The sequence below is a fragment of the Facivitalis istanbulensis genome (assembly GCF_040560405.1).
Taxonomy (GTDB): domain Bacteria; phylum Pseudomonadota; class Alphaproteobacteria; order Sphingomonadales; family Sphingomonadaceae; genus Sphingomonas; species Sphingomonas istanbulensis.
Map to the genome: position 1 here is coordinate 13833 of NZ_JAVSCQ010000012.1, position 13441 is coordinate 27273.

Annotated in this window: 13 protein-coding genes and 1 tRNA gene; 6 read left to right on the plus strand and 8 right to left on the minus strand. The window is 67.7% G+C overall.

Translation table 11 applies throughout. The annotated features are described in order from the left end of the window. Window positions 1-26: 26 nt before the first annotated feature. The 6 genes from ribA to RN629_RS09210 form a co-directional block, all read right to left on the minus strand. On the minus strand, window positions 27-1121 hold the full coding sequence (gene ribA, locus RN629_RS09185) for a GTP cyclohydrolase II (RefSeq protein ID WP_407034953.1): 1095 nt from the start codon (window positions 1119-1121) through the stop codon (window positions 27-29). Then, window positions 1118-1900, minus strand: coding sequence for an exodeoxyribonuclease III (locus tag RN629_RS09190; protein ID WP_407034954.1), 783 nt, complete (start codon window positions 1898-1900; stop codon window positions 1118-1120). Before RN629_RS09190 ends, ribA begins: the two co-directional genes overlap by 4 nt. A 251-nt stretch (window positions 1901-2151) precedes the next feature. Next, window positions 2152-2784, minus strand: coding sequence for a LolA family protein (locus RN629_RS09195; RefSeq protein ID WP_407034955.1), 633 nt, complete (start codon window positions 2782-2784; stop codon window positions 2152-2154). A 199-nt stretch (window positions 2785-2983) separates the two neighbouring features. Then, complete coding sequence (gene msrB / locus RN629_RS09200) at window positions 2984-3448, minus strand: peptide-methionine (R)-S-oxide reductase MsrB (protein ID WP_407034956.1); 465 nt, start codon at window positions 3446-3448, stop codon at window positions 2984-2986. A 28-nt stretch (window positions 3449-3476) separates the two neighbouring features. After that, the gene (locus RN629_RS09205) at window positions 3477-4151 is read right to left on the minus strand and encodes a DsbA family oxidoreductase (RefSeq protein WP_407034957.1); all 675 of its coding nucleotides are present in this window, start codon (window positions 4149-4151) and stop codon (window positions 3477-3479) included. Window positions 4152-4213: 62 nt separating this feature from the next. Beyond that, window positions 4214-4426: a hypothetical protein gene (locus tag RN629_RS09210; RefSeq protein WP_407034958.1), complete on the minus strand. Its 213-nt coding sequence runs from the start codon at window positions 4424-4426 to the stop codon at window positions 4214-4216. Between the two features lie 170 nt (window positions 4427-4596). On the opposite strand from RN629_RS09210, the gene RN629_RS09215 reads away from it, so the two are divergent. Next, complete coding sequence (locus RN629_RS09215; RefSeq protein WP_407034959.1) at window positions 4597-5346, plus strand: SDR family NAD(P)-dependent oxidoreductase; 750 nt, start codon at window positions 4597-4599, stop codon at window positions 5344-5346. Window positions 5347-5350: 4 nt separating this feature from the next. On the opposite strand, the gene RN629_RS09220 is transcribed toward RN629_RS09215, so the two are convergent. Then, window positions 5351-5833, minus strand: a complete 483-nt coding sequence (locus RN629_RS09220; RefSeq protein WP_407034960.1) for a GNAT family N-acetyltransferase — start codon at window positions 5831-5833, stop codon at window positions 5351-5353. Window positions 5834-6049: 216 nt separating this feature from the next. Here RN629_RS09220 and RN629_RS09225 point away from each other — a divergent pair, with 216 nt between their 5' ends. Next, window positions 6050-6643, plus strand: coding sequence for a hypothetical protein (locus RN629_RS09225; protein ID WP_407034961.1), 594 nt, complete (start codon window positions 6050-6052; stop codon window positions 6641-6643). Window positions 6644-6784: 141 nt separating this feature from the next. Here RN629_RS09225 and RN629_RS09230 read toward each other — a convergent pair. After that, window positions 6785-6859 (minus strand) — tRNA-Gly (locus RN629_RS09230). A 130-nt stretch (window positions 6860-6989) separates the two neighbouring features. Between RN629_RS09230 and RN629_RS09235 the strand changes: the two genes are divergently transcribed. The 4 genes from RN629_RS09235 to clpS all read left to right on the plus strand — a co-directional run bounded on the left by RN629_RS09235 (window position 6990) and on the right by clpS (window position 13359). Further along, a complete protein-coding gene (locus RN629_RS09235; protein ID WP_407034962.1) occupies window positions 6990-7751 on the plus strand; it encodes an ImuA family protein in 762 nt (253 codons plus the stop codon). After that, entirely contained in the window at window positions 7642-9198 is a 1557-nt protein-coding gene (locus RN629_RS09240) for a Y-family DNA polymerase (RefSeq protein ID WP_407034963.1), read from the plus strand. The genes RN629_RS09235 and RN629_RS09240 overlap by 110 nt, the downstream gene beginning before the upstream one ends. Before the next feature lie 316 nt (window positions 9199-9514). After that, window positions 9515-12823: an error-prone DNA polymerase gene (locus RN629_RS09245; RefSeq protein WP_407034964.1), complete on the plus strand. Its 3309-nt coding sequence runs from the start codon at window positions 9515-9517 to the stop codon at window positions 12821-12823. 179 nt (window positions 12824-13002) lie between these two features. Then, window positions 13003-13359, plus strand: coding sequence for an ATP-dependent Clp protease adapter ClpS (gene clpS, locus RN629_RS09250; RefSeq protein WP_407035029.1), 357 nt, complete (start codon window positions 13003-13005; stop codon window positions 13357-13359). Window positions 13360-13441 lie beyond the last annotated feature (82 nt).

Here is a 13441-nt window from a genome sequence, read left to right on the forward strand (position 1 = left end):
GGATGGTCGCCCCCGCCTTCGTGCCGCTATAATTGATGCCCGGTCCGGTCGCGCTTGGTCGCCAGATAGCGTTCATTGTGCGGATTGGGCGGCAGGCTGTGGGCGACCCGCTCGACCACCTGGACGCCGGCGGCGTTCAGCCCCGCGACCTTGGCGGGGTTGTTGGTCAGCAGCCGAACCTTGTCCTGACCCAGCAGGGACAGCATCCGCGCCGCCACGCCGAAATCGCGCGCATCGATCGCGAAGCCCAGCCGGGTGTTGGCGTCGACCGTGTCGAAGCCCTGGTCCTGCAACTGATAGGCGCGCAGCTTGTTGACCAGCCCGATGCCGCGCCCCTCCTGTCGCAGATAGAGCAATATGCCCCAGCCCGATGTGGCGATCGCGGTGATCGCGGCATGAAGCTGCGGCCCGCAATCGCATTTCAGGCTGCCCAGCACATCGCCGGTCAGGCATTCGCTGTGCAGCCGGACCAGCGGGGGATGCCCGTCGGGCTGGCCGATCAGCAGCGCGACATGCTCGCCCGCCGCATGGGGGGAGCGAAAGGCGACGATCTCGGCCTGTTCCGCGCCCGCGACGGGCAGGCGCGCGCGGGTGGCGATGGCCAGCGCCCCGGCATTTTCATGCGCGGCGATGTCGGTGATCGACAGGCTGGCCTCCACGCCGGTCCCGCCGACGAAGAAGGCCGGCAAGATCCCCGCGATCCGGGCGAAGCGCACCGCCGCCGCCGCGATCGCCGGATCGGGCAGAGGGGAATTGGATCGGGCGGGGTCGGATAGCGGTAATGCGCGATAGGGCCCCTTGAGCGGCGTCGCGAGATCGAATTGCGGATCGGCCAGCGCGGTCGCGGCGGCGAAGTCGATCCAGGGCCCGCGTTCGACCAGCACCGGCGCATCCGGGTCGGCCGCCTCGGCCTGGTTGGCGAGCTTCAGCGTCACCGCGCGCCCGGACGAGATCAGGATCGGCGCCCGTGCTCCCGGATCGAAGGCGGCGAGCCGCAACGGATCCGCCGTCTCCACCGCGAGCAGCGCGACGCCGTCGATCGCGATCGGCCAGCCCCGCCGCAGCGCATCGACCGCGCGCGCCGCCGCGCGTGCATCAGGGGCGTTCGGATCGGCGCTCAAAAATCGAATTCCGTCATGATCGGGATATGGTCGGACGGCTTGAGCCAGCTGCGGCAGCCTTCGAACACCTGGTGCGCAACCGCCCTGGCGGCGATATCGGGCGTTGCCCACATATGGTCCAGCCGTCGTCCACGATCCGATGCGGCCCAGTCCTTCGCGCGGTAGCTCCACCAGGTATAGAGCCGCTGCGGCGTGGGAATGAAATGCCGGCCCAGATCGACCCAGTCGTTCGACGCCTGAAGCCTGGCCAGCGTCTCCACCTCGATCGGCGTATGGCTGACCACGTCGAGCAACTGCTTGTGGCTCCACACGTCCGATTCGAGCGGCGCGATGTTGAAATCGCCGGTCAGGATCGTCGGACAGTCGAGCGCGCCCGACCATTCGGTCATCCGGCCAAGAAAATCGAGCTTCTGCCCGAATTTCGGATTCACCGCGCGGTCGGGCACGTCACCGCCCGCCGGGATATAGACATTTTCGAGGCGCACGCCGTTCGGCAGCCGCACGCCGACATGCCGGGCCTCGGCATTGGCCTGCCAGTCGAAACGGTCATCCTCGACGATCGGCACGCGCGACGCGATGGCGACGCCGTGGTGCATCCGCTGGCCATGAATGACGATGTGCTCATAGCCCAGCGTGCGGAACAGATCGAAGGGGAAGTCGGTATCGACCACCTTCGTCTCCTGAAGGCACAGGATGTCGGGCGCGGCTTCCGTCAGGAATTGCTCGACGATGGCGGCGCGAAAGCGCACCGAATTGATGTTCCAGGAGGCGATTTTCACGGGGAGCGATGTAGCGGCGGGCCGGGGGGGAGACAAGGTTACCGGGGTCAACCGATCGGCGCCCGTCCCGCCGAACAGGAAAGGCCCTCACTCCGGGGGCATGGAGCGAGGGCCGACCTGGCGTTCGTCACGCAGGCGGGAAGAGGGTTGCTATCCGAGCAACAGGGGGGAATCTCGGATGCCCCTCGACCGCAAGGGATTGATACGGCAGGAAAGCTGTCGCGCGGATGAATGAAACGGCCCGCCCGCGTTCAGTTTCGGCTCGCCCCTCTCCGCGGGTCGTTGAATCGGAACGCCTTGTCGTCGACCGGCACGCCGAACCGCTGATTGGACAGGCGAATCGTCGTCCGGTTGTTCTGGCTGTCCAGCGCGACCCAGCCTTGCAGCATCAGGCCGCCCGGCGCGCCGGCGTCGCGGGCGAAGACCAGGGTGATCTTGCCATATTCGGGATGCTTGGGATCGTTCGCCTCGACCGAGAGCAGGCGCGAGTCGGCCGAAGGTACGATCCTGGCATAATGGCCGATATCCCGGCTGGGATCGAGCAGGACGCCGAGCGGCGAATTCTTGATTGGCCAGCGTTGCACCTGCCGCACCGAATAATCGATGAAGGTCAGCGCGCCGCCATCGGCGACGATCAGCAAGGGCACGCCCTTTTCATATTGAAAGCGGATGCGGCCCGGCTTCTTCATGGTCAGCGAGCCGGTCAGCACCTTGCCCGTGCGATCGGTCTGGGTGAAGTCGGCGGTCATCGTGGTCACGGATTGCAGATGACGCTGCACGTCGGCCAGGTCACCGCTCGCCTGTGCCATGGCGGGCACCGGCGCGGCGACGAGAGCCAGGGTGGTCGGCGCCGCCAGGGCGAGCGCCAGTGTCGAACGGATCATGCAAAACTCCTGTCGTGCGCGCTCGTCTCTGTGCGAAACGGATTGAACGGGTCGTGAATCGAAGCGGCTATAGCGGCAGGGTGGCCGTCAGGCCCAGCATGGCGGCATGGCGGCATGGCGGCATGGCGGCATGGCGGGGTTCGGCGAACGGCCGGTCGGGCATCCCGCTCGTCTCCCCCTTGAGCGGGGAGACAGGGAATCACGCCTCGTCCACGGTGCGTTCGACCTGGGCGATATAGTCGCCATATCCCTCGGCTTCCATCTGCTCCAGCGGCACGAAGCGGAGCGCGGCCGAGTTGATGCAATAGCGCAGGCCGCCACGATCGCGCGGGCCGTCGGGGAAGACATGGCCCAGATGGCTGTCGCCATGCGCCGAACGGACTTCGGTACGGATCATGCCGTGGGTGGTATCGCGCAACTCGCTGACATGGGCGGGCGCGATCGGCCGCGTGAAGCTGGGCCAGCCGCAATGCGAATCGAACTTGTCGGCCGAGGCGAAGAGCGGCTCGCCCGAGACGATATCGACATACAGGCCCGGTTCGCGAGTGTTCAGATATTCGCCGGTGCCGGGACGCTCGGTGCCGCTCTGCTGGGTCACATAATATTGTTCGGGAGTCAGCCGCGCGAGTGCTTCCTCGGTCTTGGCATAACGGCGGTCGGCCATGGGACGGGTTCCTTTCGGCGGCAGGGGATCAGGCGGTGGGGGCGGATTCGGGGGCCGGCTCGGCGGCCAGGATCTGGCGCAGCGCCTGCTCGAATGCCTCGGGGGGCTGGCCGCCCGAGAGGAGGTAACGCTGGTCGATCACGATCGCGGGTACCGACTGGATCCCGCGCCCCTGCCACAGCCGCTCCGCCTCGCGCACCTCGGCGGCATAGCGGTCGGACGACAGGATCGCGCGCGCCGCCTCCGTATCGAGCCCGGCCCGGGTGACGGCGGCGATCAGCACGTCATGGTCCGCGATATTCTCGCCGCGCGTGAAATAGCTGTCGAACAGCGCATGTTTCAGCGCGGATTGCCCGCCTTCGATTCCCGCCCAGTGGAGCAGGCGGTGCGCGTCGAAGCTGTTATAGATTCGCGAATCGTCGGTCATCGCCATGGTGAAGCCGACCGAGGCGGCACGGTCGCGGATATTGGCGCGGTTGGCCGCCGACTGTTCGGGCGTGGCGCCATATTTGCGGCCGATATGCGCGACGATATTCTCGCCCTCGGGCGGCATGGCGGGGTTCAGCTCGAAGGGTTGGAAATGCAGGTCCACCGCCACCGCGTCGCCCAGCCGTTCCAGCGCGATCTCCAGCCCGCGCAACCCGATGATGCACCAGGGACAGGAAATATCGGAGACGAAATCGATTCGGATGGGGCGGGGCATGGACGGTCCTGACTGGTGGAGCCGCCTATGTGGTGTCGCGCCCGGCGCGCGCAAAGGGGGTATCACCAGCGGACGCGCCGCCATCCTCCGGCATCGGTCTCGTCCGAGGCGGGAGCGGGGTACAGCACGCGGACCTGATCCGGGGCATCGGCCCCATCGACGGGCGGGATCGGGATCGGGCGGAATTCCGGCGCCTGTGCAACCGCGCGGGTGAAGGGGGACGGACAGGATGGCGCGGGAAGGGCTGGCGCCGCCGTATCTCCGGCCCCGATCATCCTGTTACGATCCATATGCGCGATGCTGCCCGATCGTGCGCGCGGACGCCATCCGGGAAAAGCCCGGAAGTGCGAAAGGCGCGATCGGACCGCATCCGCGACCAAGACCCTTTGCGCCCGATGCCCTCCCGCGCCTATGGCGCGGTCGATCATTCCAAGGAGCTATTCGGATGAGCAAGACGGCCCTAATCACCGGCGCGACCGCCGGAATCGGTGCGGCGGCGGCGCGGGCCTTCGTCGCCAGCGGCTGGCGCGTGATCGGCACGGGGCGGCGCGCCGACCGGCTGGACACGCTGGCGCGCGAACTGGGCGAGGTATTTCATCCGCTCGCCTTCGACATCACCGACGAAGCCGCGCTCGATGCCGCGCTGGCCGCGCTGCCGGGGGATTTCGGAGAGATCGACCTGCTCATCAACAATGCCGGGCTCGCCCTGGGCACCTGCCCCGCGCAGGACAGCGACCTGGCGCAGTGGCGCACCATGATCGCGACCAATATCGACGGGCTCATCACCATCACCCACCGGTTGTTGCCGCGCCTGATCGCGCGGCGCGGCGGCATCATCAACCTGTCCTCGGTGGCGGGAACCTATCCCTATACCGGCGGCAACGTCTATGGCGGGACCAAGGCGTTCGTGAAGCAATTCTCGCTCAACCTGCGCGCCGACCTGCACGGCACGGGCGTGCGCGTGACCTCGATCGAGCCGGGGATGGTCGAAACCGAGTTCACCACGGTGCGCACCGGCGGCAACCAGGCGGCGTCGGACGCCCTCTATCAGGGGTCGCACCCGATGACCGGCGAGGATATCGCCGCCACCTTGTTGTGGGTCGCCGAACTGCCCGAACATCTGAACATCAACCGCCTCGAACTGATGCCGGTCAGCCAGTCCTTTGCGGGCTTTCAGGTCGCACGCGCCGGATAATCGCTCATAGCGTCCGGTGCATCACCAGGACGTCGACCGGCCCCAGCGCCGGGAGTCGAAAGGCGCCCGGCACCCGGCCGACCGTGGCGAAGCCCAGCGCGTGCCACAGATGCACGGCGGCGGCGTTGCTGCTGACCACGAAGTTGAACTGCATCGCGGAAAAGCCGCGCGCCCGCGCTTCGTCGAAGGAATGCCGCGCCATCGCCCGCGCCACCCCGCGCCCACGTGCGGCGGGGCTGGTCATATAGCCGGCATTGGCGACATGATCCCCGCCGCCCGCCTGGTTGGCGCGCAGGAAATAGGTGCCCAGGATCGCGCCATCCTCTTCCATCACGAAGCCTGCCCGGTCCGCGCCCAGCCAATAGGAGAGCGCCGCCTCCTCCGGCATCGCCGGATCGAGCGCATAGGTCTCGCCCGCGCGGATCACCGGCATCAGGATCGCGGCGATGGCGGCGGCGTCCTGGGGAAGGGCGGGGCGAATCGGCATGGGGGCTCCTGGTCCGTGGCGTATGGGGCAATCCTGAATCTTCCCGGATATGGGGGACTCCGTCTGCGGTTTAGCGCCCGGGGCGGGAGGAACGATATGCCATTTGCCCATGATGATCGCAGGATTCTGCTGGCCCGCGCGGAACGCGATGTTCGCCGCTGGTGTTGCCCAAGGGCGCAAAGGGTCGATCGGAGATATCATCCCGATACGCATTGGTTGTGGCTGTTCCTGGGACAGGTCGAGGATCAAGATGTTCGCCTGTTCCTGTCTTCATTTCAATTGACCCGGTTCGTCGCCTGGGACCGGGTGGGTGTGGCGGGGGCGATCATGGCGACCCGCGCGGCCGCGATGTTCGACCCTCATGTCGATATTCCACGCCTTGCCCATAATCTGCCGATCCTGCGGGGACGGCGGCGGGAATATAGCTCGGCCGCCAGCAAGATCGCGATCTTCGCCCGACCGCAGGATCCCATCTATATCTGGGACCGATTGGCCAGAAAGGCTGCGCGCCATCGTGATTGGGTTCGGGGCGGTCGCACCGGGCCGAAATATCTGGGCCGGAATTATGGGAACGAAGACGGTCATGACTATCCCGCTTTCTGGCGCGTTTGCGATGCGGCGCGGCGAGAAGAGCGCGAGAAAGCCGATTTTCAGCAGGCATATGCTCGGCTCATCCTGGATTTTCGCAACGGGGCTGGCGGAGACGTGATGGCGGATCCGGCCACCACGCCCGATCATTTCATTGAACGCCGCCTGCTCGACAAACTGATGGTTTGGGAAGGCATGTTGCTGGAGGGGCAACCGATCTGAACGACGAAAGCCCCTGGTTGAGGGCCGGGGGTTCAATGCCGGGGCCTTTTTCGACGCAGCACAGCCTGTGTGATCGATGCTGGTCTGGCTCTACGGGATGATCAGTCGCCTGGCGACAAGAGCGACTTTCGATGAAGTCGCTGGAGCGGGCGAAGGGATTCGAACCCTCGACCCCAACCTTGGCAAGGTTGTGCTCTACCCCTGAGCTACGCCCGCTCTGGCGTTCCGGCCGGTAAGTCCCGGCGGGGTGAGGCGCGCTAATAGATGGGGGTTTTCGAACCGGCAAGTCTTTTTTTCGATTTTTTCGGACTGGCGACTCGATCGCTGGAACATTACAAGAACATATATGGAGGACCCCCTCGCCCTGATCGATCGATTGCGTCGCGCCGCCGTCCTGACCGCGCGGGCGGGGCAGGGCGACGGTTTTGGAGCGGGGGATCTGGGACAAGGGCTGGATCCTGCACAACTGCATGAAATCCATGTTCTTTCCGAGGGAGAGGTGGCCAGTGGCGCCGGATTTGCCATTGGTTGCGTGCTGGCCGCGGCCGCGCGACCGGTCCTGTGGCTGCGGACCGAAACGGCCGAGCGGCAGGGGGGGCGACTCCATGGGCCGGGGCTGATCGCGATGGGGCTCGACCCCGCCGATCTGGTCGTGGTGGTGGTCGCGGATGATCCGGCCCTGCTGCGCGCCGCCGCCGATGGCGCGCGTTGCCCGGGACTGGGCACCGTCATCGCCGAGGGGTGGGGGGCGATGGCCGGTTACGACCTGACCGCCTCGCGCCGGTTGATGCTGGCGGCCGAGGAGTCGGGCGTGGTGATGATCATGTTGCGCGTCGGCGGACGGGTGGTGCCCAGCGCGGCGGCCACCCGCTGGTCGGTCGCGTCCGCGCCGTCGCGCGCGTTGGCCGCCGGGGCACCGGGGGCACCCGCCTTCGATCTCGAATTGCTGCGCCGTCGGGGAGGGCCCGCGGGCACCCGGTGGCGCGTGGAGTGGAACCGTGACACGCAAAGCTTCGATTCCGCGCCGCTATCTGGCGCTGGCCTTCCCCTGGTTGCCGATCGAGCGGCTGCGGGCGCGCCGTCCGCACCTGTTCGTCGGCGGCGATGACGAACGGCCGATCGTCTTTGCCGAATCGGTGGGCGGCGCGATTCGCCTTGCCGCGCTCGATCGCCAGGCGGTGGCGGCGGGGCTGTCGGTCGGGCTGACCCTAGCCGATGCGCGCGCGCGGGTGCCCGACATCGCGGTCTTTCCGTACGATCCCGCCGCCGATGCCGACTGGCTGGAGCGGCTGGCCGAGGGCGCGCGCCGTTACAGCCCGGCGGTGGCGCTCGACCCGCCGCAGGGGCTGATCCTGGACAGCGCGGGTGTCGATCACCTCTTTGGCGGCGAACGCGGACTGGCCGAGGATATCGAGACGCGAATGGCGCGGCGCGGCATCACCGTGCGGCTGGCCTATGGCGACACGCCCGAGGCGGCGCGTGCGCTGGCGCGCCATGCCGGAGCGCCCGCGCCTGATGAGCTGGGAGCGATCCGTCGCCTGCCGGTCGCCGCGCTGGAACTGGACGAGGATGCGTGCGCGGCGCTGGTCGCGGCGGGGTTGAAGCTGGTCGGCGACGTGCTGGCGCGGCCGATGGCGACGGTGGCGGCGCGATTCGGGCGCGACGCGGCGACGGCGCTCCGGCGGCTGACCGGCGAGGAGGACAGCCCGCTGACCCCGCGCGTGGTTCTCGCGCCGATCGGGGTCGAGCGCCGCTTTGCCGAGCCGGTGGCGAGGACCGAGCATATGCTCGCCGTGCTGGAGGATCTGGCGGGGGAGGCGGCGCGGATGCTGGAGGAGCGGCATGAGGGCGGTCGCCGCTGGGACGCGCGGCTGTTCCGCGCCGATGGCGAGGTGCAGGGCCTGCGCGTCGAGACGGGGCAGCCGACCCGCGATCCGGCAGTCCTGCTGCGCCTGTTTCGCGAGCGGATCGAGGCGCTGGCCGATCCGCTGGACCCCGGATTCGGCTATGACCTGATCCGGCTGGACGTCGGGCTGGCCGAGAAGCTGGACGCGGTGCAGTTGCGGCTGGAGGGGGGCGAGGCGAAGGGGCAGGAGGTCGTCGCGCTGATCGACCGGCTGGGCACGCGACTGGGGCGCGATCGGGTACGGCGCATCCATCCGCGCGACAGCCATATGCCCGAACAGGCCGAATTGCTGCTGCCCGCGACCGAGACGCCCCCCAAGGCGGAATGGACCCGGCCCGAGGCGGGGGAGCCGCCGCTGCGCCCCATCCATTTGTTCGACCCGCCCCAGCCGATCGAGTCGCTCGCCGCCGAGACGCCCGATGGGCCGCCCGCGCGGTTTCGCTGGCGGCGCAGGATGCATGACGTGGCGCGGGCGGAGGGGCCGGAACGGATCGCGGGCGAATGGTGGCGGCGTGCCGACATGGCTCCGCCGACCCGCGACTATTACCGGGTGGAGGATGTGCGCGGGCGGCGCTTCTGGATTTTCCGCCACGGTCTGTACAGCGAGACCGAGCGGCCGCGCTGGTATGTCCATGGGCTGTTCGCGTGATGGAGCGTGGGCACCCGCAAGGATATGATGGCGACGGTCTGGCTGACCTTCCCCATACGCGCACCACCCCGGCGAAGGCCGGGGTCCAGTCACGCCACGATGGGAGCGACGTACCAGCGCCTGCCCCACTGGATCCCGGCCTTTGCCGGGATGGTCCGGGTGGTTTGGCAATGAACTCCTGCGATGGGAGGGGACAGCGCGTGGCGCAGCCGGAGGGGTGTCCCGGCTGGCGACGATCATTCTCACTGACGGCGACATCCCTCCTCCGTCAGCGTTTCACGCTGCCACCTCTTCTTGCAGGGAAAGGAGGGGGTAGATGACGGTCGGGCCTCGATTTGCCGAGCTGGTCGCGGCGACGCACTATTCCTTTCTGGATGGTGCGAGTCCGGCGGAGGATATGGTCGCCAAGGCCCATGAACTCGGGCTCGATGGCATCGGCATCGTCGATCGCAACACCGTGGCGGGGGTGGTGCGGGCGTTGCGGGCCTGGCGAAAGGCATGTGCCTCCGCGAACGAGATCGGTGGGCCGCCGCCGCCGACCCTGGTGGTCGGCGCGCGGCTGGTCTTTGCCGACGGGACGCCGGACATCGTCGCCTATCCGGTCAACCGCACCGGCTGGGGGCGGCTGACCCGGTTGCTGACGCTGGGCAACAAGCGCGCACGGAAAGGGGGCTGTATCCTCGGGCTGGGCGACCTGACCCGTCATGCCGAGGAAATGTTGCTGATCGCGCTGCCCGAATCCTCGGCGCGGCCCTGCGAGCCGATGCCCGACGCGATGCTGCCGCCCAGGCGCGCCGATCCGGGGCTGGCGGCGACGCTCGACCGGCTGGTGGCGGTGGCGCCGGGGCGGGTATGGCTGGGCGTGACCATGCCCCGCGGCGGCGCGGACCGGCGGCGGTTGATGGCGCGGGCGGCGCTGGCCGAAGCGCGGGGCGTGCCCTTGCTGGCCACCGCCGACGCGCTGTTCGCCGCGCCCGACGACCGCCCGGTACAGGATATACTGACCTGCATCCGCGAAGGGCTGACCATCCGCAATGGCGGGCGGCGGTTGGCGGCCAATGCCGAACGGCATTTGAAGCCCGCCGCCGAGATGGCGCGGCTGTTCGCCGACCGGCCCGATGCGGTGGCGGAGAGCGTGGCGATCCTCGACCGGATCGCGTTCCGGCTGGACCATATCGCCTATCAATATCCCGACGAGCCGGTTCCCGAAGGGTGGGAGGCGCAGGACTGGCTGGAGGACCTGGTCCGGCGCGGCGCGGCGGAGCGGTTTCCGCAAGGCGTTCCGGCCAAGTTGCAGGCCTCGCTCCAGGAGGAACTGGCGCTTATCCGCGAGTGCCGATACGCCCATTATTTCCTGACCGTGCACGATGTGGTGCGCCATGCGCGCAGCCTCGACCCGCCCATCCTCTGCCAGGGGCGGGGATCGGCGGCCAATTCGGCGGTCTGCTGGATCCTGGGCGTGACCTCGGTCGATCCGACCAAGCACGACCTGCTTTTCTCGCGCTTCGTCTCGACCGAGCGCAAGGAGCCGCCCGATATCGATATCGACTTCGAGCATGAGCGGCGCGAGGAGGTGATCGACTATATCTACAAACGCTATGGCCGCCATCGCGCCGCCATCGCCGCGACGGTGATCCATTATCGCCCGCGCAGCACGGTGCGCGAGGTGGGACGCGCGCTGGGGCTGAGCGAGGATGTGACGCAAAGGCTGACCAGCACCGTCTGGGGCAGCTTTTCGCAGCGGTTCGAGGAGAAACGCTTCCACGAAACCGGCTTTTCCCCCGACAATCCCGAGATCGCGCGGCTCCGCACGCTGGTCGACCGGCTGCTCGGCGCGCCGCGGCATTTGTCGCAGCATGTCGGCGGCTTCGTCCTGACGCAGGGACGGCTGGACGAAACGGTGCCGATCCACAACGGCGCGATGGCGGGGCGGACCTTCATCGAATGGGACAAGGATGACATTGACGAATTGAAGATCATGAAGGTCGATATCCTGGCGCTGGGGATGTTGACCTGCATCCGCAAGGCGTTCGACCTGATGGCGGCGAACGGGCTGCCGCGTCCCGACCTCACCGATCTGGCGCAGGACGAAGACCCGGCCGTCTACAAGATGCTGCAAAAGGGCGACAGCATCGGCGTATTCCAGGTGGAGAGCCGTGCGCAGATCAACATGCTGCCCCGGTTGAAGCCCAAGGAATTCTATGACCTGGTCGTGCAGGTGGCGATCGTCCGACCCGGGCCGATCGAGGGCGACATGGTCCACCCCTATCTGCGGCGGCGGGCGGAAAAGGAGAAGGTGACCTATCCTTCGCCCCACCCCGATCATGGCCCGGCAAATGAATTGGAAGCATTGCTCGGCAAGACCCATGGCGTGCCGCTGTTCCAGGAACAGGCGATGAAACTGGCGATCGTGGCCGCCCAATTCACCCCCGATGAAGCGAACCAGCTTCGTCGCGCGATGGCGACCTTCCGCAATGTCGGGACCATCCAGAATTTCCGGGAGAAGATGGTCGGCGGCATGGTCGCGCGCGGCTATGAGTCCGACTTCGCCGAACGTTGCTTCAAGCAGATCGAGGGGTTCGGCTCCTATGGCTTTCCCGAAAGCCATGCGCTGTCCTTCGCGCGGCTGGTCTATGTCTCGGCCTGGCTGAAATGCCATCAGCCGGCGATCTTCACCTGTGCGCTGCTCAATGCGCAGCCCATGGGGTTCTACGCCCCCGCGCAGTTGGTCCGCGACGCGCGCGAGAATGGCAAGGTCGAGGTGCGGCCGGTCGATGTGAATTGCAGCGGCTGGGACAATCGGCTGGAACGGCGCGAGGATGGTGCCTTCGCGCTGCGGCTGGGTTTCCGGCAGGTCGACGGGTTCCGCGAGGAATGGGGCAATGCCATTGCGACCCACGCGCCCTATGACGCCATCGAGTCGGTCGCGATCCGGGGGGGGCTCCCTCGCCGCGCGCTCGACCTGCTGGCGCAAGCCGACGCCTATCGTTCGCTGGGGCGCGGGCGACGCGAGGGGCAGTGGGAGGCGCGGCGGATGAAATCGGCGCAATTGCCGCTGTTCGCCGCGATGCAGGCCCCCGAAATGGCCGAGGAGCCCGATGCCGCGCTGCCGCCCATGGCGCTGTCCGAACAGGTGACGGCGGATTATCGCGCGACCCGCCTGTCGCTCAAAGGCCATCCCATGGCGTTCCTGCGCGCCGAACTGGCGGCCGAGGGCGTGTTGTCCGCCGCCGATCTCCACCATTTGCGTGACGGGCGGCGCGCCAAGGTGGCCGGGGTGGTGCTGGTCCGCCAGCGGCCGGGCAAGGGCAATGCGATCTTCGTGACGATCGAGGATGAGACGGGGATCGTCAACGCCTTGCTCTGGGCGCGGGATTTCGAGGTGAACCGGCGCGCGGTGATGGCCGCGCGGCTGATGCTGATCCACGGCGTCGTGCAGCGCAGCCAGGAGGGCGTCGTCCATCTGATGACGGCGGGGGTGGAGGATCGCAGCGCGATGCTGGCCCGGCTGGAGGATATCCCGGCGGCCACCACCCGCTCGCACGATCCGCGTGGGGACCCTGCGCCGCGCGGCGTCCATCCACGTGACGTACGCCTGCTTCCGCGTTCGCGCGACTTTCACTGAACCGTCCGGGCCCTGAACCGTTCGTGCTCTGCACCGCTGGGGCGCGCGGCGGAACCACGGGGGCGAGCGCGGGGATTTATCGTCCGTGGATCGCGCGGGGACTTGTGCCCACCCCCCGCCATGCCATATTTTGCAGCATCATGGCCCCGAACAGCGACATATTCACCCATCCCATGGGGATGGCCGACCCGTGGACGGGCAATGGGCCCGGCGGCGGCGCCGACCAGGGCGACGATGACGGTCATGGCCTGGGCGTTGCGACCCGGACGCGTTCGCGCACCAAGCAGCCGACCCCGTACCGCGTGCTGATGCTCAACGACGATTACACGCCGATGGAGTTCGTCGTCCTGTGCCTGCAACGCTTCTTCCGCATGAGCATGGACGAAGCGACGCGGGTGATGCTGCACGTGCATCAGCGTGGCGTGGGGGTCTGCGGCGTCTTTTCCTATGAGGTGGCCGAGACCAAGGTGGCGCAGGTGATCGACTTCGCCCGTGCCAACCAGCATCCGTTGCAATGCACGCTCGAAAAGGCGTGATATAGCCTCCTTGAAGGGCATGCCGCCGATCGCCGCCCGGAGGGGCTGCAAGGTCGCCATGTGCAATTTGCGGTTCCGCTGC

Excerpts from the sequence above, each read along its gene's own strand:
- RN629_RS09195 (WP_407034955.1), bottom strand. The coding sequence starts at position 2,784 with ATGATCCGTTCGACACTGGCGCTCGCCCTGGCGGCGCCGACCACCCTG.
- msrB (WP_407034956.1), bottom strand. The coding sequence starts at position 3,448 with ATGGCCGACCGCCGTTATGCCAAGACCGAGGAAGCACTCGCGCGGCTG.
- RN629_RS09205 (WP_407034957.1), bottom strand. The coding sequence starts at position 4,151 with ATGCCCCGCCCCATCCGAATCGATTTCGTCTCCGATATTTCCTGTCCC.
- RN629_RS09210 (WP_407034958.1), bottom strand. The coding sequence starts at position 4,426 with ATGATCGGGGCCGGAGATACGGCGGCGCCAGCCCTTCCCGCGCCATCC.
- RN629_RS09215 (WP_407034959.1), top strand. The coding sequence starts at position 4,597 with ATGAGCAAGACGGCCCTAATCACCGGCGCGACCGCCGGAATCGGTGCG.
- RN629_RS09220 (WP_407034960.1), bottom strand. The coding sequence starts at position 5,833 with ATGCCGATTCGCCCCGCCCTTCCCCAGGACGCCGCCGCCATCGCCGCG.
- RN629_RS09235 (WP_407034962.1), top strand. The coding sequence starts at position 6,990 with ATGGAGGACCCCCTCGCCCTGATCGATCGATTGCGTCGCGCCGCCGTC.
- RN629_RS09245 (WP_407034964.1), top strand. The coding sequence starts at position 9,515 with ATGACGGTCGGGCCTCGATTTGCCGAGCTGGTCGCGGCGACGCACTAT.
- clpS (WP_407035029.1), top strand. The coding sequence starts at position 13,003 with ATGGCCGACCCGTGGACGGGCAATGGGCCCGGCGGCGGCGCCGACCAG.